This window comes from Streptococcus oralis subsp. dentisani (assembly GCF_003944205.1).
Lineage (GTDB): Bacteria > Bacillota > Bacilli > Lactobacillales > Streptococcaceae > Streptococcus > Streptococcus oralis_BH.
Genome location: NZ_RJPH01000009.1, coordinates 68,075 through 92,666, shown reverse-complemented (window position 1 = coordinate 92,666; position 24,592 = coordinate 68,075). Strand labels below are relative to the sequence as shown.

The window sequence follows — 24,592 nt, the reverse complement described above, 5'->3', positions numbered from 1 at the left end:
CAACACGATTCTTATCACAGGTTTTTAGAGAGTAAGGGAATCCAAACATCTATGTCACGTAAAGGTAACAGCCCAGACAACGGTATGATGGAATCTTTCTTTGGCATTTTGAAATCGGAAATGTTTTATGGTTATGAGAAGGCGTTTCAGTCGCTTAAGCAATTGGAACAAGCTATTGTGGACTATATTGATTACTACAACAACAAACGAATTAAGGTCAAACTAAAAGGACTTAGCCCTATGCAATACAGAACTAAATCCTTCGCTTAAATTATTTGTCTAACTTTTTGGGGTCAGTACACAGAGCTGGTTTTTGCATGTCTAATTGTCTGTTTCTACGAATCGTCCGAGGATGTGGACATTTTCGGATACAGAGACAAAGGCTGTCGGATCGACCTGTTTCATGATGTGTTTAAAATCATTAAACTCTGCTCGAGTGATAACCGTAATCAAGACTGCTTTTCTCTCATGATTATAGGTTCCTTCTGCATCGTGGATCATGGTTGCTCCGCGGTGCAATTTCTTATGGATTTTTTCGATTACCTTGTCAGGATTATTGGTCACAATCATGGCCTGCATGCGTTTTTGCTTGGTAAAGACAGCGTCTGTCACACGACTCGATACAAAAATGGTAATCATAGAGTAGAGGGCGTATTTCCAACCAAAGGTCAATCCTGCTATCAGCATGATGGTTCCATTTACCAGGAAAGAAATACTACCGACATTCTTACCCGTTTTCTTTCGAATGGTGAGACTGACGATATCTGTACCTCCGCTTGAAATATTGTTACGGAGCGCAAAACCAATCCCCAAGCCCATGACAACACCCCCAAAAAGGGCATTGATGATGGGATCCTCTGTCAAGGTCACAACTGGCACAAGCTGGATAAAGAGAGAACTCATGGATACTGTGATAAAGGTAAAGATTGTAAACTTATGCCCAATCTGATACCAAGCTAAAATCATCAATGGAAAATTGATAGCATAAAAGGTTAGCGATATCGGAATGTAAAAGCCAAACCAGTGATGACTCAAGGCAGAGATAATCTGTGCCAAACCGGTCGCACCACTGGAGTAAACGTGTCCTGGTTGAAAAAAGAAATTGACTGCTACTGCTGACAAAAAGCCATAAACCAGAGAGGCCGATACTTTCTCATCATATTTTTCCCGAGAGATACTTTGTAAAACTCGTAAGATTTTTATCTGATAAGCAAAGCGGCGCAGATAATAGCGCCACCGCTTAATTTGTTTTGCTTGTTTCATCTTCTTCTACTTGTAAGCTGAGTTCCTCTAGTTGTTTGAGAGCGACTGTTGATGGAGCTTGTGTCATTGGGTCGGTTGCCTTATTGTTCTTAGGAAAGGCAATGACTTCACGGATATTTTCTTCTCCTGCTAAGAGCATCACAAAACGGTCAAGACCGATAGCCAAACCACCATGTGGTGGGAAACCATAGTCCATGGCCTCAAGAAGGAAACCAAACTGGTCATTTGCTTCTTCAGCTGAGAAACCAAGAGCCTTGAACATGCGTTCTTGAAGGTCTTTTTGGTTGATACGAAGACTACCACCACCAAGCTCATAACCGTTCAAGACGATATCGTAAGCAATGGCACGAACCTTAGCCAAATCGCCTTCTAATTCGTGGACTGTTTCTTCCTGTGGAAGAGTAAATGGATGGTGGGCGCTCATGTAGCGACCTTCTTCTTCAGACCATTCAAACATTGGCCAATCAACCACCCAAAGGAAGTTGAATTTATCGTTATCAATCAAGTCAAGCTCTTTGGCGATACGGCCACGAAGGGCGCCTAGTGTTGCATTGGCCACTTCAAGCGTATCCGCCACAAATAGAACCAAATCCTTATCTTCAAGACCAAGTGCTGCAGTCAAATCTGCTTGGATCCCAGTCAAGAACTTGGCAACTGGTCCATTTAATTCTCCATCAACTACCTTGACCCAAGCAAGACCTTTGGCTCCGTACTGTTTGGCTACTTCGGTCATCTTGTCGATGTCTTTACGTGAGTAGTTATCTGCAGCTCCTTTGACTACAATGGCTTTAACGGCAGGTGCTTCTGAGAAGACTTTGAAATCAACACCCTTGACCACTTCTGTCAAGTCCTGAAGCAACATGTCAAAACGGGTATCAGGTTTGTCAGAACCATAAAGTGCCATCGCATCGTCGTATTTCATACGAGGGAATGGAAGCGTCACGTCAATGCCTTTGTTTTCTTTCATCACGCGCGCAATCAAGCCTTCTGTAATATCTTGGATTTCTTGCTCCGTAAGGAAGGATGTTTCCAAGTCGACCTGAGTGAACTCAGGCTGACGATCACCACGCAAGTCCTCGTCACGGAAACATTTGACGATTTGGTAGTAACGGTCAAACCCAGCATTCATCAAGAGCTGTTTCGTGATTTGTGGACTTTGAGGAAGGGCGTAAAAATGCCCTTTATTGACACGAGATGGCACCAAATAGTCACGCGCCCCTTCTGGCGTTGATTTAGAAAGGAATGGCGTCTCCACATCGATAAACTCCAACTCATCCAAGTAGTTACGGATAGAGTGGGTCACCTTAGCACGAAGCTTAAGGTTTTCTAGCATTTCTGGACGACGAAGGTCAAGGTAACGGTAACGCAAACGTGTATCGTCATTGGCCTCAATCCCATCCTTAATCTCAAAAGGCGTTGTTTTGGCTGTATTAAGCACCGTCAAAGCTGTCACGTTCAACTCAACCGCACCTGTTGGCAACTTATCATTAGCTTGCTCACGCGCAGCGACTTGCCCAGTCACCTCGATGACAAACTCACTGCGAAGACTTTCAGCTGTTGCCATGACCTCTGCAGATACTTTTTCAGGGTTGATAACCAACTGCATGATTCCTTCACGGTCACGAAGGTCGATAAAGATCAAACCACCCAAGTCACGACGACGGCCAACCCATCCTTTCAAAGTAATTTCTTGTCCGATATGTTCCTCACGAACACGACCAGCATACATACTACGTTTCATGTTTTCTCTCCTCTTTTATTCTGTTACTATTTTACCATAAAAGCGCAGGCTCTTCATGAAAATCAGCAGAAAAGTTTGATTGTCTTTAGAAATCAAAACGAACAGACAAAAAATCCGATGAAAACGTCATCGGATTCCCTAAATATGATTTTTAACCTTTTTTACGCTTTTCGGCAATCTCAGTTGCCTTTTTGGGTAGGACAATCTCCGTCGCATAAGCTGTCGCAAAACGTAAGATTCCTGCAATAGGCGCAAAGACAACTGCTAGATAGTTGTAAAAGAAGTCGCCTTTAAAGGCATAGGCAAGTGCCCCGATGATAAAGAAGAGAACGACTGCCTGTATCACTGCTAATAAAATTACTCGTTTCATGTGACCTCCTGACTCTATTATAGCATGAGTATCATCAAAAAGCCGATTAAATTATTCAAAGCGTGGAGAGAAATACTGTAAAGAAGGCCTTTTCGGTTCACATAAGCCAGACCCAAACTCAATCCCAGACTGGCATAAACTAAAAACTGTTGCAAAGTTCCTGGAAAATGAATCAAGGCAAAAAGCACACTTGATACGAGGAGAAACGGAGCTGTCTGTTTGCTGTTGTTCTGTTTAGGAAAGAGATAGCGCGCTAACATCCCTCTAAAAATGAGTTCTTCTGTCAGAGGAGCAAAGACCACCACCATAAAGAAACCAAAGACAGGCTGTGCAACTGTCAGCTGTGATACGATTTGTTGATTGACCGACGGATCATCTGGCAAAAAGAACTGGGCTGTAATCGCCACTAGCAAAACCAGTGTTGGCAACCAGATATAACGATTAAAAGCAGTCGTCTGGATGCTAACCTTTTCTGTCTGATACCATCTGTAAACTCCATAAACATAGGCCCCTGACAGGACGATATAAAGTGGCAAGACTCCAAAGATTGAAGCCCCTAGTCCAAGAGCTGATAAAGCCATACTCTGAACCAGACCATAGCCAAAGAAAAAGGATAGAACAGCTAGAAGAAACCAGCCAAGATTTTTAAGTAATTTCATAAAAGACTCCTATTTGAAATAGCGTTTTACCATAGGTAACTGCATCACATTGATGTAAATATGGATAGTTCCTACGAGCAAGAAAGCTAGTAACTGAATCTCTCCTGTCAATAAAGAAAAGAGATCAATCAGAAAGTAGAGACCTGGCAAAACATACTGATTTAATTGGAATAAAACCCGAAAACTCTGTTCCAAATTAGCCTGACGCTCCCCTTCATCATAAGAATTTATATAGTCCAAAACATCCTTTGGTGTAGAGAAGAATTCCAAATCAAACTGACGAACGATTGCAATTGTTTTATAGAGATATTTTTGAGCACTGAAAACCATCGCTAATGCCAAAAAAGAAAGAGATAATGTTAGATAGCTTACATTCAGTACAATTACTTCACTTCCTGAAATGAAGAGAGACAATAAAATCGCTACGCCTGTTATATTAAAAGCGATGGTTCCAAACTCAAGATTACGATACATTTGCACATAATAGGTTTCATTCAGATCATCATCCATTTCCTCTTGATACAAGGAGTGAAACTTTCTACTTTTCTTTAAGAAATTGAAAGTCAAAAGAATGCTAATAAAACCTAACAGTAAACAAATAGCTGATATCCATGGTATCAAGACCTTTACATCTAAAATAGTTCCATGGGATTCTGCACGTGTCTTAAACATCCCTGCAAAACTGCCCAAGAAGCCTCCCAAGATAACAGCCATTAAAAATAACAATCCACGTTTCTTTTTCATATTCATACTCTTTCTAATCTAAACCAATCCAACTAACCACTGACCAAATGCTTTCCCTGATTCATAAATAGCTGTTAAGCCTTCTGTTCCAAGTGACACCAAAATCAAACAAACAGAAAGTAAGAGAATAGCTTGATTTCTTGCTTTTTTTGCTCCATCTCCCAAGGGTTCATTCCCAAGCCAACCTGCTAGATAGGCATAGAGAGTTACTGTTATAATCCCAATCTCCGTCGAAGAGAGAAATAACAAGACTGTCACCAAACGAACGATATTGGCTTGAATGTTAAAATAATTTCCTAAACCTGCACAAACACCGGCAAGTTCTTTGTGCTCAGTATCGACTTGAAAACCTGCTAAAAACTCTCTCATGATTTTTCTCCTTTTTCACTTGCTAAATTTTTTGATTTCTTTTCAATCCAGTCAACTACTGGGATGAGAGCAAAGTAGGCCCAAATAAATTGGTCACTTTGATAGGAACTAAACCAGCCTAATTCTATCCCAATCAATAGAAATACGCTGACTAATAGAGCTATGGCAACTACATAATAAATCACTTTATACTTATTCATTCCTCATCCTCCTCTATCCGAAATACCGACTCGACTGGTTCATTGAATATCTGTGAAATCTTCAGGGCGATTACAATGGACGGGGTGTATTCGTCCCGTTCTAGTAGGCTAATGGTCTGTCTGGAAACTCCTGCTAACTTGGCCAGTTCGGTTTGATTGAGACCATCGCGAGCCCGAAGCTCTTTTAAACGATTTTTAAGCATTCCTTTCTCCTTTACTCTTAACTTGCTTATATTGTAACACATCTTTTTCTTTTTGACAAGTATATTTGTCAAAAAGTTTATGATTTTTGTCATTTTGCAAAAGAAAAAGGTCAGGAATAAGATCCTGACCAGTTTATCTGTCATTAAAAGCCCAATTTTTCAAAGATTTCTGAGAAGTTTTGGCTGATAGCATCAAGTGATACTTGCACTTCTTCTCGTGTTTGGTTGTTCTTGACCGTCACTTGTCCGCTTTCGACTTCGCTCTCTCCTAGCGTGATGAGGGTCTTAGCCGCAAAGACATCGGCTGACTTGAACTGAGCTTTGAGTTTACGGTTGAGGTAATCACGCTCTGCTTTAAATCCTTGTTGACGAAGAGCCTGTACCAATTCCAAGGCCTTGACATTTGCTCCCTCACCCAAGACTGCGATATAGACATCTAGGGCGTTTTCGACAGGGAGGGCCACTCCTTGCTTTTCAAGGATGAGAAGCAGGCGCTCCACACCAAGGCCAAACCCAAATCCAGCAGTTTCAGGACCACCAAAGTAGGCAACCAAACCATCGTAGCGACCACCTGCACAGACGGTCAAGTCATTGCCTTCGATCTCAGTGATAAACTCGAAAATGGTGTGGTTGTAGTAGTCCAGACCGCGCACCATATTGGTATCGATGATATAGTCTACTCCAAGATTTTCCAACATCTGACGGACAGCATCAAAATGAGCTTGGCTTTCTTCATCAAGGAAGTCCAAGATAGACGGTGCATTCTCCACTGCCACCTTGTCTTCTTTTTCCTTAGAGTCCAAGACACGGAGGGGATTTTCCTCCAAACGACGCTGGCTATCCTTAGACAAGGTCTCCTTGAGCGGTGTCAAATAGGCAATCAAGGCTTGACGGTAAGCCGCACGGCTCTCAGGATTTCCAAGAGTATTAAGATGCAATTTGACACCTTGGATGCCGATTTCTTTCAAGAAATGAGCTGCCATAGAGATGGTTTCCACATCGGTAGCTGGATTGCTTGAGCCAAAACACTCAACACCAATCTGGTGGAACTGACGCAAACGACCTGCCTGTGGACGCTCATAACGGAACATAGGGCCCATGTAATAGAACTTACTTGGCTTTTGCACTTCTGGTGCGAAGAGTTTATTTTCAACATAGGAGCGGACGACTGGCGCAGTTCCTTCTGGACGAAGGGTGATATGGCGGTCACCCTTGTCATAGAAATCGTACATTTCCTTGGTTACGATATCCGTTGTATCTCCGACAGAGCGACTGATAACCTCGTAATGCTCAAAAATAGGCGTGCGCACTTCTGCATAGTTATAACGCTTGAAAATTTCACGGGCAAAGCCCTCAACATACTGCCATTTGGCAGACTCAGCAGGTAAAATATCCTGCGTTCCTTTTGGTTTTTGTAATTTCATAGGGAATCCTCTTTAAACTTAATAGTCTTATTTTACCATAAATAGAGGGATTAAGACAGTATGAAAAAAATTAGGATTTACATATCATTTTTGAGATTCAGACTTGTCAAAAGGATAGCCAGCAAGGAAAGGACAACAAAAAAGATCCAAGTCAACTGCATATTCCATACGGCTACAAGTGAAAAACAGGCTGTACCAAGAGGTACTGATAAGGTAAACAATAAACCCAAAAAATTACTGGTACGAGCTAGAACCTCTGGAGCTAGATTTTTCATGAGCATGGCACTAATCTTTGGGGACACTTTACCAGACACATACAAGGTTAAAAAGAGGAATAGCAAACCAAGCACGACTTGATTGAATAAGTTAGCCAGACCAACTAGACTGACTCCTAATGTCGCCCACATCATCAATCTAGGCAAGGACTGCTTCCCAAAATAATCATTGCCCGTAAGGCTACTGATGATGATTGCTAATAAAACACAAACTTGTTCGATAAATAGTGCCTCTGTGTAAGAAAAATTTAAGAGAGAATGGCTCAAAAAGAAGATGTTATAAATGCTTCCCAGAGCGCCGCCCAGGGCATTGATAAGCAAGACAGCAAAGATCATGAACCCAAAGTTTTTCTGTCCACTTTTTAGAAAAACGAGACGTAAATTTCGGTAAATTGTTAGGAACTGTTCTTTGATAGAAAGCTTCTCATTTTTTAGGATTTCACCATCAGCAGATGAAATTGACCGGCTTAATTTTCTTTTTCCTAAAAAGAGAATAGCGGCTGATACTAGAAAAAAACAGGCATTGATTCCCGCAACGAGAGAAAAATTATTGACCGATAGACCTAAGAGCCAGACTCCGAAAGCTTGACCACCAATAGCTGAAATATAGGTGATAAACTGGGAAAAAGAATAAGCCTCCATCAGATCATTTTCAGCTACTTTTTCCTTAACGAGAGGCATGCGTAAGCCACCTGCAAAATCACTAATCACATCGCTAATGACATTGATCAAACATAAGCTAGAAAAGGCAAAAAGACCAGCTTGACCAAGCACCAGAGCTGCCAGGAAAAAGAGAAGAGCCTGAAACAAACCGCTATAGGTCATCCATTTGACCTTGTCCCTCGTGTAATCTGCCCGAATCCCTACAAAAACTGTAAAGAGAGTCGGAAGAATCATGACAATATTCGCCATAGCAACCGCAAAAGATGCTTGTGGCAAGGTCGATGCATAGACGATAAATACCAGGTTAAAAATTGAAGCACCAAAAGCATTGAAGAATCGTGACAAAGTCAAGAGACGATAAGCTTGATTTCTAAACAATAGTTTCATAGGTAATCTCCCTTCTTGTTCTAATCCCTATATGAAGTATGACTATAGTATAGCACTTAGAAATTTGAGATGGAGAACTTTTGAATATATGCAACACACAAAATAAGAAAAAAACGATAGAACCTTTGTAATGACCTGAGAGAGGGCAAGAGTTCTATCGCTTCAAATTTCAAATTTTTTTCTTGGTTTGCAGATATTCAACAATCGGTCGTTTTTCGATAGTATTCAGCAGATTTATTACAGCCAAGCATCTCAAAAATACGAACAGCATCTTCCATCTTTTTTTGTCCTTCCTTAACTCTGCCTTGCTTGCTATCAAGGAGACCTTCCGCCCACAAATAGACAATTCGGAAATAGGTCTCATTTTCCTTGTAGAAATGCTCTTCGATGACACGTTTAAAATAATGGGCATTGGTAAATTCTTCACACTCAATACTGGCTAAAAAACCATTCAGTAGCATGGTGTGAAATAGGTTCCGATTTCCCTTCATTTCCATTAGAAAATCAGATTTTCGGACCATTTCTCGTACATATCTAGTAAAAAGAGGAACAGATAGGAGTGGGGAACTAACTGAGAACAAATTGAGTTCATAGCTTCCCCAAATCTCGGTAGAAAACAGGTAATCATGAAGGACTTTCCCTTCCTCTGTTGTTAACTCTACCGTTTCATCCATGCTCTTCATATAAGACTTGATCATAATGGCATTTAGAATATGTTTCTGTTTGTTTTGAGAATTGGCAGACTTTTGATACTCCTTGCGATACAAGTCCTCGAGAGGCGCTATGTTCTTTGGATCCAAGATATCTGTGATTTCTTTTCTCAACTCAGAATCTGTATCATACTGAAAACCTCTCGCCAGAAAGAGGATTTCCTCTACACTCGCAGATATATTTTCTAGGGCAAACAGAAACTTTCCCACCGAAAGTTCACTCTGACCTGTTTCAAATCGGGACAACATGGACGGCGAAAATTGTCCCCCAGTTGCTTGTCTCAGCGAGATATTTTTTGACTCTCGTAATTGTCTAAAGACTTTTCCAATCTGCTCCATAGACTTCCCCTTGATTCCGTATTTTCTTCATTTTATCATATTTTTCAGAAAATTCATCAAAAACTTGCTAAATTGTCAGAATTATGAGAAAATAGAGGATATTTATCACGTGGAGGGACTGTTATGAGAGACGATATCAAAATCAATGACCGCGCTTTGGCCTTACAAGACCAAATTATCGAAAAACTAGAGAAGGTTTTTGATACAGATGTGGAATTGGATGTTTATAATCTAGGACTGATTTATGAAATTAATCTGGATGAAACAGGTCTCTGCAAGATTGTCATGACTTTCACCGACACTGCCTGCGATTGCGCCGAAAGCCTGCCTATCGAAATCGTCGCAGGTCTCAAACAAATCGAGGGTATCGAAGATGTCAAGGTTGAAGTTACCTGGTCGCCTGCTTGGAAGATCACACGAATCAGTCGCTACGGCCGTATCGCCCTTGGACTGCCACCTCGTTAATACTCTTCAAAAATCTCTTCAAACCACGTCAGCTTTATCTCCAACCTCAAAGCTGTGCTTTGAGCAACCTGCGCCTAGCTTTCTAGTTTGCTCTTTGATTTTTATTGAGTATAAGCAGGCAAATCACTTTTGAAGATGAAAAGAAGCAAGCCGAAATGGCTTGCTTTTTGAGTTTATTTTTTACCTGACTTGTCCATATTCCAGAAGTCTGTCACGGCTCCGCGAGAAGCGGATGATACGATGTGGGCATATTTACCGAGAACACCACGGCTGTAAAGTGGTGGCAAGGTTGTTTCTGCCTTGCGTTTTTCAAGTTCTTCTTCAGATACGGCCATGGAAATTTCTTTGGTATCTTGGTCAACCGTAACGATGTCACCTGTACGGAGGTAGGCAATCGGTCCACCATCCTGAGCTTCAGGAGCGATATGTCCGACAACCAGACCATAAGTACCACCAGAGAAGCGTCCATCTGTCAAGAGGGCAACCTTATCTCCTTGACCTTTACCAACGATCATAGAAGAAAGTGAGAGCATCTCAGGCATACCAGGACCACCCTTCGGTCCAACGAAACGAACAACGACAACATCGCCATCAACGATTTCATCTGTCAAGACAGCCTGGATAGCGTCTTCTTCTGAGTCAAAGACCTTAGCTGGTCCAACGTGACGACGCACTTTAACACCTGATACCTTGGCAACCGCTCCATCAGGGGCAAGGTTCCCGTTCAAGATGATAAGCGGACCGTCTGCACGTTTTGGATTTTCAAGTGGCATAATGACTTTTTGGCCTGGTGTAAGGTCTGCAAAGTCAGCCAAGTTTTCAGCGACTGTCTTACCAGTACATGTGATACGGTCGCCATGAAGGAAACCATTTGCCAAAAGGTATTTCATAACCGCTGGCACACCACCGACTTCGTAGAGGTCTTGGAAGACATACTGACCAGATGGTTTCAAGTCAGCCAAGTGAGGCACACGTTCTTGGATTGTATTGAAGTCCTCAAGTGACAAGTCAACATTAGCCGCATGGGCAATGGCAAGCAAGTGAAGAGTGGCATTTGTAGAACCACCGAGAGCCATCGTTACAGTGATGGCATCTTCAAAGGCTTCACGAGTCAAGATATCTGATGGTTTGAGACCAAGTTCCAGCATCTTAACAACAGCACGTCCTGCTGCTTCGATATCTTCTTTCTTGTCGGCTGATTCAGCTGGGTGAGATGAAGATCCTGGCAAACTCATACCGAGAACTTCGATAGCAGTCGCCATGGTGTTAGCTGTATACATACCACCACAGCCACCAGGGCCCGGGCAGGCATTACATTCAAGACGTTTCACGTCCTCAGCTGTCATGTCACCGTGGTTCCATTTTCCGATTCCCTCAAAAACAGAAACCAAGTCAATGTCTTTTCCATCAAGATTTCCCGGTGCAATGGTTCCACCATAGGCGAAAATAGCTGGAATATTCATGTTAGCAATGGCAATCATAGAACCAGGCATGTTCTTGTCACAGCCACCGATAGCGACAAAGGCATCGACGTTATGACCACCCATCGCCGCCTCGATAGAGTCCGCAATGATATCACGAGATGTTAGAGAGAAACGCATACCAGGCGTTCCCATGGCAATCCCGTCCGCTACGGTAATGGTTCCAAACTGTACAGGCCAAGCACCTGCAGATTTGACACCTTCTTTAGCTAATTTCCCGAAATCATGCAAGTGAATGTTACATGGTGTATTTTCCGCCCAAGTCGAAATCACTCCCACAATCGGTGTTTCAAAGTCCTTATCTGTCATACCAGTCGCTCGAAGCATAGCACGGTTTGGTGATTTAACCATGCTATCATAAATGCTACTGCGGTGACGTTTATCTAATTCAGTCATCTTATCCCTCCCGTTTCAGTTTTTACTATTATAGCACATTTTAAAGGCAATGAACAGAAGAAAATTCTTGAATTTTCAGAAAATTCTATACAGCAATATTTTCTTTAAAAATGTTACATTTATTTCTTGACTTTATAAATTAAAGTGATATCATTTAGATATCATAAAGCAGGAGGTCATTCTTATGACTGAAAAACTAATCAATTCAAAACCAAATGGTGTATTCGCATTAATTCTCATTGAATTGACACTCGTACTTGGTATCTTTATATTTATAATGGGTGCTGGTTCGGAAAACGTTTTTGGAATTATTATCGGTCTTTTATTAATCTTAATTTCAGTTCTAGCTCATGCTGGTTTAAAAGTTGTCAAACCTCAGGAAGCTCTGGTTTTGACCCTCTTTGGTAATTATACAGGTACCATCAAAGAACCTGGTTTTTACTTTGTCAATCCTTTTAGCATAGCAGTCAACCCTGCAAACCACACTCGACTTGGTCAAAGTGGTGATGTTAGCACAAAATCTCCTTTTTCAGGAATGAAATCATCAAATGGCAATGATGTAAACCTTGAAATTGGCAAGAAACAGATTTCCCTCAAAGTTATGACTTTGAGCAATTCCCGTCAAAAGATTAACGATTGCTTAGGTAACCCTGTTGAAATTGGAATTGCGGTAACTTGGAGAGTTGTCGATACAGCCAAAGCAGTCTTCAACGTTGATAACTATAAAGAATATCTCTCATTGCAGTGTGATAGCGCCCTTCGTAATATTGTCCGCATCTATCCTTACGATGTGTCTCCTAATGTAGATACTACAGGGGATGGACAAGCAGATGAAGGTAGTCTCCGTGGCTCTAGTGAAATTGTAGCTAACCGTATTCGTGAAGAAATCCAAAGTCGCGTAGAAGATGCTGGCTTGGAAATCCTTGAAGCACGTATCACTTATCTAGCTTATGCACCAGAAATTGCAGCTGTTATGCTTCAACGCCAACAAGCATCTGCCATTATTGATGCCCGTAAGATGATTGTAGACGGCGCTGTGGGAATGGTTGAAATGGCACTAGAACGTCTCAATGAAGGAGAATTGGTAGAACTTGACGAAGAACGAAAAGCTGCCATGGTTTCAAATCTCCTAGTCGTTCTCTGTGGTAATCATGATGCACAACCAATTGTCAACGCAGGAAGTCTTTACTAAAGATGGCTGAAGCTAAAAAAAAGCAGATTCCCCTTCGACTCTCAACAAAGTTATACGCTGCACTCGCATCATGGGCAGAAGACGACTTTCGTTCAGTCAATGGGCAAATCGAATATCTCCTTACAGAGTGTGTCAAGCAACGGAAGAAAGACGGAAAATACGTATCAGAAACCATTGACGAACCATTTGAGATTGATATTTAACACCTTCTCCTGTCTGCTAGATCGGACAGGAGAATTTTTTCATCTTTTTTTTGTCAAGTAACTTTACTTTACAAAAAAGTTTTGATATACTATTAAAGTTGATGAAAATCAAACCTAACTGAATTATATCTTAAAAGGAGAAATCAAAATGGCAGTACCTGCACGTCGCACTTCAAAAGCGAAGAAAAACAAACGTCGTACCCACTACAAAGTAACAGCTCCATCTGTAAACTTTGACGAAACTACTGGAGATTACTCACGTTCTCACCGTGTATCACTTAAAGGATACTACAAAGGACGTAAAATCGCTAAAGCTGCATCAGCTGAATAATAGAAGGGAGATACCATGCGCGTAAATATCACACTTGAACACAAAGAATCTGGTGAACGCTTGTACCTTACTTCTAAAAACAAACGTAACACTCCAGACCGTCTTCAATTGAAGAAATACTCACCAAAACTTCGCAAACACGTTGTGTTTACAGAGGTTAAATAAGGGTTCACTACACGTCAGTAGACTTTAGAAACCTTGATTTAAAGCAATTCTTGAATTTCGAAATTTCACTACATTGCGATATGAATCAATCGAATCACTACCTTTTTCACTACCTTTTATGTAATAAGAAACTGATTCGTTTATTTAAAAAGAAGAGGAACTTTAGTGTCAAGCTCCTCTTTTTTATTTGCTCTTTTACTTACAAATCGTAAGACCTGGTTTGGAAAGTATGAATTTCAGTTGGACTAAAAACAGCGTAATATCAAGACTTTTCTCCGCTTTTATAAAAGCGTTTTTCCAATCAAATTCAACTAATTTTATCTAAATGGTGTGGATTTTACCCCCAAAATTACAGAGAATGGAGCTGATAAACACTAAACGTTCACACCATTAGTTAAATGATTTTTTTCATCATTTTTCTTAGATGATAGAACTTCTAATTTATTTCTTATTCAAGCAAAAACAACCTGCTATAAGTAAGAAAGAGGAAGATACAAGAAAAACACGGCGTAAAAACCGATTCAGTTCATTGTCCTCAATCCTTGTCTGCTTCATTTTCTTTTACGAGATCGTTTTGTGAATCTTTTTCAGAGAGTTTTTGATCAATATACTTGTCAATGTTTTCATAAAATTCCTTGGTCGCTTCACTATCTAATGTTGGCGAGTTCTGAACTTGATTCACTTTCAATTGAACAGATTGAATACCGTAAGAGGCTTGTTTTTGGTGGAGTGTTTCTAATTCTTCTTCTGAAATCGGATCTCCAACAACCGTCAAGACCAATTCATTGTTACTTGACTTGTAGACTTGATTAATAACCGTATAATTGGCGAACTCTTTTCCTACAAACTGTTTGATCCCTTCTTTGCGCGCTTGTTCTATTGTCAGAGTAACTGCCGAATAGCTAGCTGGAAGAATCAACAATACAATCAAAGAAATCAAGCCAATTCTCATTTTAATGCTCAGCTCTTTAAATGAAGTTAAAGGAGATTTTCTCATCAAAATTCTTGTTCCAACAATGTTGGCTAGCATGATAAAGACACAGTTGATCAAGAAAAGATAGAGAGCCCCCAATAAAAATCGTACATTCCCATTAGCTAAACCATAGCCAGCAGTACAGATAGGCGGCATCAAAGCTGTAGCAATGGCTACTCCTGGCACGATATTGTTTGCTTCTTTTTTCCTTGAACCGATCACACCAGCAATCCCACCAGCAATAGCAATGAGAACATCCCAAATGGTTGGAGAGGTTCGTGCGATCAACTCGCTACTTGCATAAGACAAGGGAGAAATCCAGAAATACAGAGTCGAGACAAGCAAACTGACCAACACTTGAGTCAATAAAACCTCTAGAGATTGCTTGATTAAACGCGTATCAAAAATAGCTAAACCGAATCCCAGTCCAACAATCGGTGTCATGAGAGGTGAAATTAACATGGCTCCAATAATAACAGCTGTTGAATTCATATTTAGACCGATAGAGGCAATAAAAATTGCACACATCAAAATCGCTGTATCTCTCAATCGAACATGAAGGTCATCGTATAATTTCTCACGGTATTCCCGTGTTGAATAATTGGCAGTCATTTGTCCTCTCCTCTTTCCTTATTTAAATCGGTATAATAATTAATAATAACAGCTGATAAACAGCCAAAAAATATGAGCCCATAAATCGTCAAGAAGACACTGGTAATCCTTCCAATCAAGGTCACAGCTAGGAGATCCCCGTAGCCGACAGTCGTCGAAGTCACAAAAGCATACCAAAGACCGTCTCCGTAATTTGTGATAGCAGGTTCAACTAGGAAAAGCACGCCTCCTGACCCAAAAACAAAGGTCACAAAACTCAGAGCAAACCGAGTAAAACCCGTAACCTGTATAATATGCCATAACATTTTTAAACGTCTCATTTGTTCTCCTTATTCATACTAGCTCCTGACCGAGCCGTTTTTTCCAATAATCAAAGTGAAGATAGGACATGATCTCCATCAGAGAAAGATAGACAAACTGATAGATCTGATTTAAGCTGATTATCAACTGATATTGTTTGAAAAATGACTGGAAGAAAGACCAGATATGACTGTCTTGAATCAGTCCCTTCTTAACATCAGACAGGATATTAGCTAAAGCTCCCAAGGACTGAAACGGTAAATCCTTGACATTTATATAGATCCGGTCCACCACATCATTCAGACTGGTATCTTGGATGGCATGAAATTCTCCAAAGAGAACTCCTGCCGCTCCAAGAGTAGAAACAAATTCCACCAAATAATTTCTGAGGAAATTTTCTCAACCTTTTCCCATAATGTGTTTAGTGCCATCCATAACGATCCCAACCAGAAAAAGGAAAGAAAATAAGCAAAGAAATTTTGCCGTAAATCCCAAAAAGCTTGAAGACTTGGTGTCGTTGGTTTTTCTAACTCTAAAATCAAAATGGTCATAATAATTGCTAGAACAGCATCTGTCAATGCAATTAATCTATCTTTCTTCATCAGATTACGTTGCCTTTCATTTTGTAGTATTCTATCTCATCGTATAATATTTATTAATCTTAAATATTGGATAGTCACTTCATATTTTGAGTACAAACAAGATACACTAAAAAGCATGTATCTGTCATATTTTATTTAACTTTAGAAATATTCATCCATCTAATCAATAAATATATCATATTTCACAATAAATGACTACTATCAAAGATACATTTTCTTTCAGATTTCTCCCTTTTAAACTTGGCTAACTTGACCTGCATTACCTAGGTCGCTTTGCTTTAAATTATACTTTTTTCTTAAAGATTTGCTACGAGTAGTCTTTCATGTGAGTAATTTTTATCAAAAAATTTCATAGATAAGTCCTATATATAATCATGATAAAGTAGTAAAAATAGTTGTTATCCTAGTTGATTAAAAAAGTCTTTGATTTCCTCATCTTTTATAAAATAATATATAATTTTCCCCTCTCTTCTAGTATCCAAGATGTTTTGATTGGCTAGTTTACGAAGATGGTGGGAGGCAGATGCCATACTGAGATTTAGTAAACAGGCTATATCACAGACACAGAGTTCTTCAACAGCAAGGAGATAAAAGATGATATTTATCTGTTTATTATCGGTAAACTTTGATAAAATACGAAGTGATTTTTGGACTTTTTCCTTTTCAAGGTAGTTCGTTGCGGTTGTAACATTTTGCTGATTTATAATATTCACTTGGCAGATACTATCTTTTTTCATAATTTTTTCTCCTAGCCGAACACAGTCCTTAGCATGTTAAAGCTGTTGTTTTCAATCAGGATATACATCCCCAGTCCTAAATAAACAACGGCAATAAACCATCTGCTATATTTTTCCAAAGTTTCTCCAACAGAAGGGACTTGTGCCAATTTTTGGGCAGAAAAAACCAAGAGATAAATCATGACTAGAAAGGTAAGTAAAGCCACTATCAAATTCGCTAAATTTAAGGTAATAAAATATGGGACAAAAACACCAATATTGTCAGCACCACAACTTGCAAAAGTAATCATAGCGACTAGAAAAATCAGGTTTTTATTATCTTTGCGCAAACCATCTTTTGCAATAGCTTCTCCATCAGAATCTCCTAAAAGCAAAACTTTGAGTCCTAGGAAAATTGGAATCAAACCGAGCAAACCTAAAATCTCTTTACTAGGAATATAATTTAAGACAAATGCAAAAAGTAAACTTAGCAATATTAGACTAACAGAGCCTAGAAATTGTCCTAAATAGATGTTAATGATGTCTTTTCTGCTTTTTCTTTTGGCAAAAAATAACATTAGGATAATAAGTAAGTCTACGGCTGTCCCAGAATACAGGATTATTGAAGTAACAACATTTTGAACCATAAAGCACCTCATTCAAATATATTTTTGAATGTATTTTAACATTAAACTTTGTAGATGTCAACTTCAGCTCCATCAAAATATAGATAAGAAGGTAGTGTCCCAAACATTAAAAAGCCCTGCCATCGAAATGATAGCAGGGCTTAACTTCAATATCCAGATGATATATTTATCTAAAAAAGGTAGAGTAAAAGGTAGAGTTTTTATTGATTTGTAGTGCGATATAATGAGTTTCCAAAAATCAAAAATCGCTTAAAATCAATATTTTGACATCTATTGACGTGTACTGAAACCCTTACTTAACCTCTGTAAGGATATAATTACGGTACCAGTATATCATAAATAATAACAAAATCTTGACTTTCCGAAAAATAAGTATTTTCCGGAAAAATATCGAAATTAAATCAAAACTAAAAATATCTCATACATTTGAACTGCACCCCAAAAGTTAGACAGAAAAAATCTAACTTTTGGGGTGCAGTTCATCAAAGGTGCTTTTCATTTTAAAAAACTTGTGGAAAAACTTCATCCCATATATCTACTAAGCTTTTCCCGTCAAATACTTTAGCTTCCATAGCTTCATCAATTGTATCAAACTGCTGACCTTCATAATCATAACCAACTACACATATACTCGATAAAAAGCAAGCACCTCGGCTATTATAATTAAATTCAAGATCTTTGTCTAAATATTTTTTAATTTCATCCTTTTTCATATAGGACCATCCCAACTAAAACAATCTCAACAAACAAGATTTTTTCCTTAGATTCTATTCCCACTACTAGCTTTCTATGATGCTGACGATTTCATCTTCAAAATATTCATAAAGAGTTCCATCAACATCTACCAGCAAGGAGTCAATCTCCTCGTCATTGTCAGAGGCGTCACAATAGTCTTCTACAAATCCTCTAACTACCGCGCCATTTTTTAACGTGATAATTACATCTGTACGGTTAAATTTCCAGAGTGTCATTTAAATATTCCTTTCAATATTGGCTAATTGCTTTGCTTTTTCGTAGTAAGGTGTTAAGAAATCGATAAAACCTTGTTTGTCGCTTGGATCATGTTCCTCTAAAAATATCATCAACTCAAAGTCATTGAGAGCGTCAAACATTTCAGAGTTTTCATTATCCCAAGCCTCGGAAAATTCCGCATCTTCTCCAAAAAGAGCGTTAAACGTAAAGGAAAAATCCCAAAAATTATCAATCTGACCACTGACTGTTTGCTGGAGCATGTCTAATACTTGTTGACTATAACCCTTTACCCTTCCCCTCCTAATAAGAACGTTGTAGCATATTGAGCTACGTTCCAAAAATTTAACAGACAAAATCTAATTTTTGGGGTGCAGTTCATTCATCAAAGATGATTTTTATTTTAATAATACTGCACTTCAATTCCATCCATAATTTCTACTAAAGTGTTATCGTCAATTTTTAGAGAAATCAGATCAATGAATGATGATACCTGGTATTCCTTATCTCCAATCACCACTACAATATCATGAACAGAATTAGGAAAAATCCCACATACTTGACCATTATAATCAAAAGAGGCATCCCAACCATTGTCATATAACTCTTGTAAATCATCTAATATTGCCATATAAACTAAATCCTTTTCCATAGTGTTTTCTTTCAAATAAGGCAGGTAAAAGCACCTAGATTGTTCTAAGTCCTATGAGATTGTTTTAATCGAGACAATCTCACTCTCAAAGAGAGAAATTTCAGTAGCTTCATCTGGACTAGGATTAGCAATGAGAATAGTGATTTCATCTTGCTCATCATTGTCCATTTCGTCAACAAAGTCTATGACACGTCCCTTGATTATCTTATCGCAATTAGTGACTATCTGAACCCTTGATCGAAGATACTTCCAAAGCTGTTTACTCATTTATTTTCCTCTCTGCTATTTTTTCGATAGTTCTTATACTTTTTATAGTTAGTCGATAAAATCGCCTAGGTTGAACTAAGCACTAATAATTTTGATTTTCTTGATAATATCTTCAGGATATGAGCGATCACCTATAACTATTTCGTCAGGACCATCTAAATCATAACCGTCAAACCAATCAACCACCCTACCCTTGATGGAGGTCCCATCTTCTAAAATAAGGCGAACATTTTTATCAACATATTCCCATAATTTCATTAAGTTCCTTCTCTCTAACATCGGAACAATATGACCCAATATTAGTTATTTACTAATGGCTTTTAGTTCCTGTTAAAAGCATTATAGCACACCTTACTTGCTAAAGTACAACAAGCACCCCATTAGACTAACCTGCTACTTTGCTTTCTTGTAAAAATGTTGTATACTTAAGTAAATAAAGGAAGTAATCTTGTTCCCCCCTGTCTACTATGTGGTCGGAATGATGGTTACTTCTTTTTTCCCCCTTACTATCTCAATAGCCTTGTATTTAAAAGTTTTTTAGGCTATAATTAAATTAACGAATAGAGGTTTTCCATCTCCCCTTGAAACAGATCTTTCTGCGGTAGGAGGTGGGACGCCTCTATTTGTTTTTTAAGTCAAAATGATGTAAAATTAATTCAAGAAAGAAGTGTGGTTTTCCCGCCTAAAAGCTCTATAGCTGTGGGAGGGTCACGCTTCTTTTTACCTCTCAAAAGAGAACGCAAAAAAAGCCGTCTCATTCTTTGAAGCAGCAATGAAATCAATCTAGCAAATATCTAAGCAAACCCAGAAATCAACCTTTTAAGACAAAGCAAAAAGCCCACTGTTGTAGGCTTTCTGTAAGATATTTCTTAAAATTAAAGCATCTTGTTGTAGAATTCAACGACAAGTGCTTCGTTGATTTCTGGGTTGATTTCGTCGCGTTCTGGCAAGCGAGTCAATGAACCTTCCAATTTTTCAGCATCGAATGATACGAATGCTGGACGTCCAAGAGTAGCTTCTACTGCTTCAAGGATTGCTGGAACTTTCAATGATTTTTCACGAACTGAGATTACTTGACCTGGAGTTACACGGTATGATGGGATATCAACGCGTTTTCCGTCAACAAGGATGTGACCGTGGTTTACGAATTGACGAGCTTGACGACGAGTAGTCGCAAGACCAAGACGGTAAACAACGTTATCCAAACGACGTTCCAAAAGAAGCATGAAGTTGAAACCTAGGATTCCGCCTTTGATTTTTGTAGCTTGTACGAACAAGTTACGGAATTGTTTTTCACCTACACCGTAAGTGAAACGAAGTTTTTGTTTTTCAGCCAATTGCAAACCGTATTCTGACAATTTAGAACGGTTGTTTGGTCCGTGTTGTCCTGGTACGTAGTTACGACGTGCCAATTCTTTACCTGTACCTGTAAGTGAAAGGCCAAGGCGACGAGCTTGTTTCCAAGATGGTCCTGTATAACGTGACATATGTATGTCCTCCTGATATAAATAATATTTGGCGGAAATAGTCACTTAGAAAGCCCTGATTCGTGCAGATGCCCTTCGCCTAAACAGCCAAGGTTACTTGTCATAAGACACCTGTTGACGAGCTTCATGCTTTCCTGCTGCTATTTCACACAAAGGCTATTATACCATGAAAAGCTAGATATGTAAAGGGATTTTACAGCTTTATTTCAAATTGAGGCTGAATGTAAATTTGCTTCCTAAGCCATATTGACTTTCTGCTGTGATTTCGCCACCAAGCTGATGGGCTAGTTCGCGTGCAATCGCAAGTCCTAATCCATGTCCACCTGTCTTCATATTGCGCGAAGTTTCTACACGATAAAGTCGTTTAAAGATCTTTTCCAAATCCTCAGGAAGGATTCCCTGACCCTCGTCTTTCACACTGATTCTCAGCTCTTGTTCTGTTAATTGGGCAAGAACCTCGATTCTGGTTCCTGGTTCTGAATATTTAAAGGCATTGTTTAACAAATTGACCAGAATGCGAGAAAGTTTGTCAGAATGGCTCTTGATTTTCGCCGACTCAGGTGATACTTGAATGTAAACATCTCGCTCCTCTTGTTCAATCTGGAGTTGAAATTCACTCATTGACTCAATCAACAGCTGATCTAAAAAGACCTCTTCGACTTCTTCATCAGCAGTATCTTGAGGTTGGGTGTTAAGAGTCAGAACATCCAATTCCTCCACTAGCTTGTTTAGACGCTCGGTTTGCCGACCAATCGTGGCTAAGTAGTGGAGTCGCTCCTCTTCCTTAATCACTCCATCTAGAATTCCCTCCACAGTAACCTGAATGGAGGTAATGGGAGTTTTAATATCGTGAGAGAGCTGCGCAATCATCATTCTCTTTTCTTGCTCGCTCTCATCAAGTGATTGAAAGGTGGCTTGCAAATTGTGGGACATGTCATTAAAAGCCTGGCCCAGCTCTTGAAATTCTAATGGTCCCTTGGTTTCAATTTCTGTGCTGAAATCCTTGCTTGCTATATCCTGAGCTTGTTTTTTCAAATGTTTCAGAGAAGAGAACACTGGCGACAAAAGAAAGATGCTCACTGCAGCGCCAATGAAACTAGCAATCAAGGTCATTCCAACGAGAAAGTAAACTTCACTTTTCTCGATCAACATCCGTTGGACTGCCCAGAAAACGACCAAAATCGTTAGTAGAGTCGACACTAGATACCCCACTAAAATATAGTTTTTTAATTTCATGTTCTACCTCTTGGTCTTTCCATCTTATAACCCAAACCCCAGACAGTTTTGATAGCAGGAGCATTTGAATTCGTATACTTGGTCAACTCTTGCCTCAAAGCATGGATATGAACATTGAGTGTATTGGTATCATCCACATAGTCCTCTTGCCATACCTTCTCATAAAGTTCCGTCTTTGAAAAGACTCTCTCGGGATTGCTGGCTAATATCCATAGAAGTTCAAAGGATTTTACTGTCAATTCCAAAGGTTGCTCCCCAATGCGAACCTCATGAGTCACATGGTTGATCACTAAGTCACCAAACTCGATCTGTTCTGTCTCTCCTCCACGGCTAAGGCGACGCAAGATATTATTCACTCTTAAAACCAATTCGCGTGGGCTAAAGGGTTTGACTATAAAATCATCTGCCCCCAAACTTAATCCATAAATCTTATCCTGTTCGCTTGTCTTAGCAGTTGTAAAGAGGAAGGGTTGATCCGGAGCGATATACTGAACTTCACTGATAAAATCATAACCGTCCATATTGGGCATCATGATATCTGTGATGATGAGGTCAATAGATTTTTTTCTGAAAAGCTCTAATCCCTCTTTACCATCATGGGCAATCAAAACATCGTATCCTGCCTGTAAAAGATAGCGGTTTTGAATATCTAGGATATCTATCTCATCATCAACCAGCAAAATTGTCTTTTTCATCTGACACTCCTTCGATAAAAACAGTGTTATACTTGCTTTAGTATAACACTATTTTCTCTAATGTTTAAGTGATTTGAATCTTAATCTTCTCGTTTGGTTGTCAAACCCAAAAGTCCAACAAGACCTGCCAAGACTAGACCAAAGATACCAAGTCCAGCTGTAGCTGTTTGAGCTTCCCCAGTATTTGGTAGCATCGCTTTATCATCTTTTTTCATCATATTAGTCATTGGGCTAGAAGCCGGTTGATCGGTCTTCATGTCTGACATACGGTGATTTGTGCCCATCATACCCTCAGTTGTACCTGTAGAGCCTGTTTCAGAAGGTTTCGTATTCATCTGACCTTGTTGAGATGGTGTTGTCGCCATTTCCTTTCCACGAAGCTGAATCGTTACTTGACGAGTAGCAATCAGATTGGTCAAATCTGGTTTGCCATCTTTAGAACCATACACTTTAACAGTAGCTTGGTAAGTGTGAGTGCCATTGGCACGAAGTTGATCTAGAAGGGCTTGTCCTTCTTTGCCTGTCGTGTTGCCATTCAAATCCACTTCGTAGAAATATTGGCCTTTAGCCAAGCCTTCAAGTGGCAATAGCGCTGGGTTATTCGCTGTTCCATTGTCTGACCATGGGGCTTTATCTGAGGCTTTTAACAAGAGGCGAGTCAACATACCATCTCCACCAAAAGCTTCGTATGGAATGACTTGGTTGACACCAGCTGTAAATGGTCCTGGGAAATTGGCTTTGTCAAGATAGCTAGCTGGGACATCTACTGTATCTTTGGTGTTGTCGGCCACACCTTTTTGCACTTCAGCTGGTGTGGTCAAGCCGTTCAAATTAACAGTCAAATCTTTAGTCGCTACCAGATTAGTTAAGTCAGGCTTGCCATCTTTCGCACCGTACACCTTGATGGTTGCCTTATAACTTTGAGTTCCATTTTGTTTCAAGAGGTCAAGCAGCTCTTTGTCAGATTTGCCTTGGGTGCCTGCCAAATCCACTTCGTAGAAGTAAAGGCCTTTGCCCAATTTCTCTACTGGTGAGAGAGCTGGATTTTTAGCCGTTCCGTTGTCTGACCATGGAGCCTTATCAGAGGCTTTCAAGATAAGGCGAGTCAACATACCATCTCCACCAAAGGCTTCGTATGGAATAACTTGGTTGACACCGGCTGTGAAGGGACCAGGGAAGTTAGCCTTGTCCAAGTAAGTGGCTGGGACATCTACTGTATCTTTGGTGTTGTCAGCCACACCTTTTTGCACTTCAGCTGGGGTGGTTGCTGCTTGCGCTTCACTGGCTTCACGGTCTTGTACAGAAACTGTAGACGCAGGACTTTCCACAGGTTTAACTGCATCTTCTGTTTGTTTCTTAGAGTCAGGTTGTGCTTGCACTTCTTCTTTTGGTGCTACTACTAGCTCTTTAGCAGTTGCGTCCGCTTTTTCTGAAGAGCTTGTCGTATCCACACTTACTTTAGGTGTTGGAACAGACTGCTCTGAAGGAAGAGCTACATCGACTGCTTTTTTGAGAGCCTCTGCTGGTAAGTCGCTCTTTTCACTCACCGAAGTTGCGTCTGGCACGACTTGGGCAGGAGTCGGATTGACGACATCAGCACGTGCAGAACTTGGTTGTCCAACTAGGACAAAGAAGCCACTGGCCACAACAACTGAGGCAACACCGACACTAAGACGGCGAATAGACCAACGAGTATATCTCTGATTTGGATTGAATTTCATAGGATTCTCCTTAGAGCTTTTTATTTGATGGCTCTAGTATAATCTCCTAAAATTAAAAAGGATTAAGAAAAAGTTAAAATTTTTCTTAAATCCCTCTTATAAAATACTTATATTGATTCATTAATCATTGAGGAA

34 protein-coding genes and 1 pseudogene are annotated in these 24,592 nt (G+C 39.7%); 7 read left to right on the top strand and 28 right to left on the bottom strand.

The genetic code is table 11. The features are described 5' to 3' along the window. Nucleotides 1-270: IS3 family transposase (locus D8805_RS07365; protein WP_142999746.1), on the top strand; the 270-nt coding region annotated here is incomplete at its 5' end. Between the two features lie 51 nt (nt 271-321). Here the strand turns inward: D8805_RS07365 and D8805_RS07360 are convergent. The 11 genes from D8805_RS07360 to D8805_RS07310 form a co-directional block, all read right to left on the bottom strand. After that, nucleotides 322-1,263, bottom strand: coding sequence for a YitT family protein (locus tag D8805_RS07360; RefSeq protein ID WP_125416516.1), 942 nt, complete (start codon nt 1,261-1,263; stop codon nt 322-324). Beyond that, nucleotides 1,241-3,004 carry an aspartate--tRNA ligase gene (gene aspS, locus D8805_RS07355; protein WP_125416514.1) on the bottom strand — a complete coding sequence of 588 codons (1,764 nt, stop codon included), beginning with the start codon at nt 3,002-3,004 and terminating at the stop codon, nt 1,241-1,243. Before aspS ends, D8805_RS07360 begins: the two co-directional genes overlap by 23 nt. A gap of 151 nt (nt 3,005-3,155) precedes the next feature. Beyond that, nucleotides 3,156-3,374 (bottom strand): hypothetical protein, encoded by a 219-nt coding sequence (locus tag D8805_RS07350; RefSeq protein WP_125416512.1) that lies wholly within the window; start codon nt 3,372-3,374, stop codon nt 3,156-3,158. A gap of 17 nt (nt 3,375-3,391) precedes the next feature. Beyond that, a complete protein-coding gene (locus D8805_RS07345; protein WP_125416510.1) occupies nt 3,392-4,033 on the bottom strand; it encodes a CPBP family intramembrane glutamic endopeptidase in 642 nt (213 codons plus the stop codon). Nucleotides 4,034-4,042: 9 nt separating this feature from the next. Beyond that, the gene (locus D8805_RS07340; RefSeq protein ID WP_185774585.1) at nt 4,043-4,777 is read right to left on the bottom strand and encodes a DUF3169 family protein; all 735 of its coding nucleotides are present in this window, start codon (nt 4,775-4,777) and stop codon (nt 4,043-4,045) included. A gap of 18 nt (nt 4,778-4,795) precedes the next feature. Further along, a complete protein-coding gene (locus D8805_RS07335) occupies nt 4,796-5,146 on the bottom strand; it encodes a PspC domain-containing protein (RefSeq protein WP_125416508.1) in 351 nt (116 codons plus the stop codon). Continuing rightward, on the bottom strand, nt 5,143-5,346 hold the full coding sequence (locus D8805_RS07330; protein ID WP_125416507.1) for a hypothetical protein: 204 nt from the start codon (nt 5,344-5,346) through the stop codon (nt 5,143-5,145). Before D8805_RS07330 ends, D8805_RS07335 begins: the two co-directional genes overlap by 4 nt. Beyond that, complete coding sequence (locus D8805_RS10390) at nt 5,343-5,549, bottom strand: helix-turn-helix transcriptional regulator (protein WP_125416521.1); 207 nt, start codon at nt 5,547-5,549, stop codon at nt 5,343-5,345. The genes D8805_RS07330 and D8805_RS10390 overlap by 4 nt, the downstream gene beginning before the upstream one ends. A gap of 143 nt (nt 5,550-5,692) precedes the next feature. Continuing rightward, nucleotides 5,693-6,973, bottom strand: a complete 1,281-nt coding sequence (hisS, locus tag D8805_RS07320; protein WP_125416505.1) for a histidine--tRNA ligase — start codon at nt 6,971-6,973, stop codon at nt 5,693-5,695. Between the two features lie 77 nt (nt 6,974-7,050). Further along, a complete protein-coding gene (locus D8805_RS07315; protein WP_125416503.1) occupies nt 7,051-8,298 on the bottom strand; it encodes an MFS transporter in 1,248 nt (415 codons plus the stop codon). Nucleotides 8,299-8,495: 197 nt separating this feature from the next. After that, nucleotides 8,496-9,347 (bottom strand): helix-turn-helix domain-containing protein, encoded by an 852-nt coding sequence (locus tag D8805_RS07310; RefSeq protein WP_125416501.1) that lies wholly within the window; start codon nt 9,345-9,347, stop codon nt 8,496-8,498. 123 nt (nt 9,348-9,470) lie between these two features. On the opposite strand from D8805_RS07310, the gene D8805_RS07300 reads away from it, so the two are divergent. Continuing rightward, nucleotides 9,471-9,812: a metal-sulfur cluster assembly factor gene (locus D8805_RS07300; protein ID WP_001204052.1), complete on the top strand. Its 342-nt coding sequence runs from the start codon at nt 9,471-9,473 to the stop codon at nt 9,810-9,812. 173 nt (nt 9,813-9,985) lie between these two features. Here D8805_RS07300 and ilvD read toward each other — a convergent pair whose 3' ends face one another. Continuing rightward, nucleotides 9,986-11,689 (bottom strand): dihydroxy-acid dehydratase, encoded by a 1,704-nt coding sequence (gene ilvD / locus D8805_RS07295; protein WP_000137349.1) that lies wholly within the window; start codon nt 11,687-11,689, stop codon nt 9,986-9,988. A 184-nt stretch (nt 11,690-11,873) separates the two neighbouring features. On the opposite strand from ilvD, the gene D8805_RS07290 reads away from it, so the two are divergent. The 4 genes from D8805_RS07290 (at nt 11,874) to rpmG (ending at nt 13,580) form a co-directional block, all read left to right on the top strand. Beyond that, entirely contained in the window at nt 11,874-12,881 is a 1,008-nt protein-coding gene (locus D8805_RS07290) for an SPFH domain-containing protein (protein ID WP_000136839.1), read from the top strand. A 2-nt stretch (nt 12,882-12,883) separates the two neighbouring features. Further along, nucleotides 12,884-13,084, top strand: coding sequence for a type II toxin-antitoxin system antitoxin (locus D8805_RS07285; RefSeq protein WP_000796544.1), 201 nt, complete (start codon nt 12,884-12,886; stop codon nt 13,082-13,084). Nucleotides 13,085-13,232: 148 nt separating this feature from the next. Further along, entirely contained in the window at nt 13,233-13,415 is a 183-nt protein-coding gene (gene rpmF / locus D8805_RS07280) for a 50S ribosomal protein L32 (RefSeq protein ID WP_000290417.1), read from the top strand. Nucleotides 13,416-13,430: 15 nt separating this feature from the next. After that, nucleotides 13,431-13,580: a 50S ribosomal protein L33 gene (gene rpmG, locus D8805_RS07275; protein WP_001265622.1), complete on the top strand. Its 150-nt coding sequence runs from the start codon at nt 13,431-13,433 to the stop codon at nt 13,578-13,580. Nucleotides 13,581-14,115: 535 nt separating this feature from the next. Here rpmG and D8805_RS07265 read toward each other — a convergent pair. From D8805_RS07265 to D8805_RS07240, 6 genes and pseudogenes are all read right to left on the bottom strand, one after another. Next, nucleotides 14,116-15,165, bottom strand: coding sequence for a DUF389 domain-containing protein (locus D8805_RS07265; RefSeq protein WP_000126416.1), 1,050 nt, complete (start codon nt 15,163-15,165; stop codon nt 14,116-14,118). After that, the gene (locus D8805_RS07260; RefSeq protein ID WP_001253404.1) at nt 15,162-15,485 is read right to left on the bottom strand and encodes a potassium channel family protein; all 324 of its coding nucleotides are present in this window, start codon (nt 15,483-15,485) and stop codon (nt 15,162-15,164) included. Before D8805_RS07260 ends, D8805_RS07265 begins: the two co-directional genes overlap by 4 nt. A gap of 13 nt (nt 15,486-15,498) precedes the next feature. Then, entirely contained in the window at nt 15,499-15,840 is a 342-nt protein-coding gene (locus tag D8805_RS07255) for a hypothetical protein (RefSeq protein WP_000397556.1), read from the bottom strand. Next, nucleotides 15,822-16,067, bottom strand: a pseudogene (locus tag D8805_RS07250) (TMEM175 family protein); the annotation flags it as partial. The gene D8805_RS07255 and the pseudogene D8805_RS07250, both read right to left, overlap by 19 nt. Before the next feature lie 398 nt (nt 16,068-16,465). Next, complete coding sequence (gene cadX / locus D8805_RS07245; RefSeq protein WP_000711083.1) at nt 16,466-16,804, bottom strand: Cd(II)/Zn(II)-sensing metalloregulatory transcriptional regulator CadX; 339 nt, start codon at nt 16,802-16,804, stop codon at nt 16,466-16,468. 11 nt (nt 16,805-16,815) lie between these two features. After that, on the bottom strand, nt 16,816-17,430 hold the full coding sequence (locus D8805_RS07240; RefSeq protein ID WP_000250556.1) for a CadD family cadmium resistance transporter: 615 nt from the start codon (nt 17,428-17,430) through the stop codon (nt 16,816-16,818). 28 nt (nt 17,431-17,458) lie between these two features. Between D8805_RS07240 and D8805_RS10385 the strand changes: the two genes are divergently transcribed. Further along, nucleotides 17,459-17,644: a hypothetical protein gene (locus tag D8805_RS10385; protein WP_009013804.1), complete on the top strand. Its 186-nt coding sequence runs from the start codon at nt 17,459-17,461 to the stop codon at nt 17,642-17,644. A 286-nt stretch (nt 17,645-17,930) separates the two neighbouring features. On the opposite strand, the gene D8805_RS07230 is transcribed toward D8805_RS10385, so the two are convergent. From D8805_RS07230 to D8805_RS07185, 10 genes are all read right to left on the bottom strand, one after another. After that, the gene (locus D8805_RS07230) at nt 17,931-18,143 is read right to left on the bottom strand and encodes a hypothetical protein (protein WP_000710706.1); all 213 of its coding nucleotides are present in this window, start codon (nt 18,141-18,143) and stop codon (nt 17,931-17,933) included. Nucleotides 18,144-18,209: 66 nt separating this feature from the next. Then, the gene (locus D8805_RS07225; protein WP_000177340.1) at nt 18,210-18,401 is read right to left on the bottom strand and encodes a hypothetical protein; all 192 of its coding nucleotides are present in this window, start codon (nt 18,399-18,401) and stop codon (nt 18,210-18,212) included. Further along, on the bottom strand, nt 18,402-18,662 hold the full coding sequence (locus D8805_RS07220) for a hypothetical protein (protein WP_125416518.1): 261 nt from the start codon (nt 18,660-18,662) through the stop codon (nt 18,402-18,404). Nucleotides 18,663-18,802: 140 nt separating this feature from the next. Then, the gene (locus D8805_RS07215; RefSeq protein ID WP_009013763.1) at nt 18,803-19,030 is read right to left on the bottom strand and encodes a hypothetical protein; all 228 of its coding nucleotides are present in this window, start codon (nt 19,028-19,030) and stop codon (nt 18,803-18,805) included. A 72-nt stretch (nt 19,031-19,102) separates the two neighbouring features. After that, entirely contained in the window at nt 19,103-19,318 is a 216-nt protein-coding gene (locus D8805_RS07210; protein ID WP_000043341.1) for a hypothetical protein, read from the bottom strand. Between the two features lie 75 nt (nt 19,319-19,393). Beyond that, entirely contained in the window at nt 19,394-19,576 is a 183-nt protein-coding gene (locus D8805_RS07205) for a hypothetical protein (RefSeq protein WP_000780387.1), read from the bottom strand. A gap of 617 nt (nt 19,577-20,193) precedes the next feature. Further along, nucleotides 20,194-20,805 (bottom strand): 30S ribosomal protein S4, encoded by a 612-nt coding sequence (rpsD, locus tag D8805_RS07200; RefSeq protein WP_000092756.1) that lies wholly within the window; start codon nt 20,803-20,805, stop codon nt 20,194-20,196. 201 nt (nt 20,806-21,006) lie between these two features. Then, the gene (locus D8805_RS07195) at nt 21,007-22,041 is read right to left on the bottom strand and encodes a sensor histidine kinase (protein ID WP_000769387.1); all 1,035 of its coding nucleotides are present in this window, start codon (nt 22,039-22,041) and stop codon (nt 21,007-21,009) included. Then, a complete protein-coding gene (locus D8805_RS07190; RefSeq protein ID WP_125416499.1) occupies nt 22,038-22,736 on the bottom strand; it encodes a response regulator transcription factor in 699 nt (232 codons plus the stop codon). Before D8805_RS07190 ends, D8805_RS07195 begins: the two co-directional genes overlap by 4 nt. Nucleotides 22,737-22,816: 80 nt before the next feature. Beyond that, nucleotides 22,817-24,457 carry an SSURE domain-containing protein gene (locus D8805_RS07185; protein ID WP_125416497.1) on the bottom strand — a complete coding sequence of 547 codons (1,641 nt, stop codon included), beginning with the start codon at nt 24,455-24,457 and terminating at the stop codon, nt 22,817-22,819. Between the last annotated feature and the right edge of the window lie 135 nt (nt 24,458-24,592).

What these genes read in the sequence shown, in the direction of transcription:
- D8805_RS07360 (WP_125416516.1), bottom strand. Translation starts at nt 1,263, where the DNA reads ATGAAACAAGCAAAACAAATTAAGCGGTGGCGCTATTATCTGCGCCGC.
- aspS (WP_125416514.1), bottom strand. Translation starts at nt 3,004, where the DNA reads ATGAAACGTAGTATGTATGCTGGTCGTGTTCGTGAGGAACATATCGGA.
- D8805_RS07350 (WP_125416512.1), bottom strand. Translation starts at nt 3,374, where the DNA reads ATGAAACGAGTAATTTTATTAGCAGTGATACAGGCAGTCGTTCTCTTC.
- D8805_RS07345 (WP_125416510.1), bottom strand. Translation starts at nt 4,033, where the DNA reads ATGAAATTACTTAAAAATCTTGGCTGGTTTCTTCTAGCTGTTCTATCC.
- D8805_RS07340 (WP_185774585.1), bottom strand. Translation starts at nt 4,777, where the DNA reads ATGAAAAAGAAACGTGGATTGTTATTTTTAATGGCTGTTATCTTGGGA.
- D8805_RS07335 (WP_125416508.1), bottom strand. Translation starts at nt 5,146, where the DNA reads ATGAGAGAGTTTTTAGCAGGTTTTCAAGTCGATACTGAGCACAAAGAA.
- D8805_RS07330 (WP_125416507.1), bottom strand. Translation starts at nt 5,346, where the DNA reads ATGAATAAGTATAAAGTGATTTATTATGTAGTTGCCATAGCTCTATTA.
- D8805_RS10390 (WP_125416521.1), bottom strand. Translation starts at nt 5,549, where the DNA reads ATGCTTAAAAATCGTTTAAAAGAGCTTCGGGCTCGCGATGGTCTCAAT.
- hisS (WP_125416505.1), bottom strand. Translation starts at nt 6,973, where the DNA reads ATGAAATTACAAAAACCAAAAGGAACGCAGGATATTTTACCTGCTGAG.
- D8805_RS07315 (WP_125416503.1), bottom strand. Translation starts at nt 8,298, where the DNA reads ATGAAACTATTGTTTAGAAATCAAGCTTATCGTCTCTTGACTTTGTCA.
- D8805_RS07310 (WP_125416501.1), bottom strand. Translation starts at nt 9,347, where the DNA reads ATGGAGCAGATTGGAAAAGTCTTTAGACAATTACGAGAGTCAAAAAAT.
- D8805_RS07300 (WP_001204052.1), top strand. Translation starts at nt 9,471, where the DNA reads ATGAGAGACGATATCAAAATCAATGACCGCGCTTTGGCCTTACAAGAC.
- ilvD (WP_000137349.1), bottom strand. Translation starts at nt 11,689, where the DNA reads ATGACTGAATTAGATAAACGTCACCGCAGTAGCATTTATGATAGCATG.
- D8805_RS07290 (WP_000136839.1), top strand. Translation starts at nt 11,874, where the DNA reads ATGACTGAAAAACTAATCAATTCAAAACCAAATGGTGTATTCGCATTA.
- D8805_RS07285 (WP_000796544.1), top strand. Translation starts at nt 12,884, where the DNA reads ATGGCTGAAGCTAAAAAAAAGCAGATTCCCCTTCGACTCTCAACAAAG.
- rpmF (WP_000290417.1), top strand. Translation starts at nt 13,233, where the DNA reads ATGGCAGTACCTGCACGTCGCACTTCAAAAGCGAAGAAAAACAAACGT.
- rpmG (WP_001265622.1), top strand. Translation starts at nt 13,431, where the DNA reads ATGCGCGTAAATATCACACTTGAACACAAAGAATCTGGTGAACGCTTG.
- D8805_RS07265 (WP_000126416.1), bottom strand. Translation starts at nt 15,165, where the DNA reads ATGACTGCCAATTATTCAACACGGGAATACCGTGAGAAATTATACGAT.
- D8805_RS07260 (WP_001253404.1), bottom strand. Translation starts at nt 15,485, where the DNA reads ATGAGACGTTTAAAAATGTTATGGCATATTATACAGGTTACGGGTTTT.
- cadX (WP_000711083.1), bottom strand. Translation starts at nt 16,804, where the DNA reads ATGAAAAAAGATAGTATCTGCCAAGTGAATATTATAAATCAGCAAAAT.
- D8805_RS07240 (WP_000250556.1), bottom strand. Translation starts at nt 17,430, where the DNA reads ATGGTTCAAAATGTTGTTACTTCAATAATCCTGTATTCTGGGACAGCC.
- D8805_RS10385 (WP_009013804.1), top strand. Translation starts at nt 17,459, where the DNA reads ATGTATTTTAACATTAAACTTTGTAGATGTCAACTTCAGCTCCATCAA.
- D8805_RS07230 (WP_000710706.1), bottom strand. Translation starts at nt 18,143, where the DNA reads ATGAAAAAGGATGAAATTAAAAAATATTTAGACAAAGATCTTGAATTT.
- D8805_RS07225 (WP_000177340.1), bottom strand. Translation starts at nt 18,401, where the DNA reads ATGACACTCTGGAAATTTAACCGTACAGATGTAATTATCACGTTAAAA.
- D8805_RS07220 (WP_125416518.1), bottom strand. Translation starts at nt 18,662, where the DNA reads ATGCTCCAGCAAACAGTCAGTGGTCAGATTGATAATTTTTGGGATTTT.
- D8805_RS07215 (WP_009013763.1), bottom strand. Translation starts at nt 19,030, where the DNA reads ATGGCAATATTAGATGATTTACAAGAGTTATATGACAATGGTTGGGAT.
- D8805_RS07210 (WP_000043341.1), bottom strand. Translation starts at nt 19,318, where the DNA reads ATGAGTAAACAGCTTTGGAAGTATCTTCGATCAAGGGTTCAGATAGTC.
- D8805_RS07205 (WP_000780387.1), bottom strand. Translation starts at nt 19,576, where the DNA reads ATGAAATTATGGGAATATGTTGATAAAAATGTTCGCCTTATTTTAGAA.
- rpsD (WP_000092756.1), bottom strand. Translation starts at nt 20,805, where the DNA reads ATGTCACGTTATACAGGACCATCTTGGAAACAAGCTCGTCGCCTTGGC.
- D8805_RS07195 (WP_000769387.1), bottom strand. Translation starts at nt 22,041, where the DNA reads ATGAAATTAAAAAACTATATTTTAGTGGGGTATCTAGTGTCGACTCTA.
- D8805_RS07190 (WP_125416499.1), bottom strand. Translation starts at nt 22,736, where the DNA reads ATGAAAAAGACAATTTTGCTGGTTGATGATGAGATAGATATCCTAGAT.
- D8805_RS07185 (WP_125416497.1), bottom strand. Translation starts at nt 24,457, where the DNA reads ATGAAATTCAATCCAAATCAGAGATATACTCGTTGGTCTATTCGCCGT.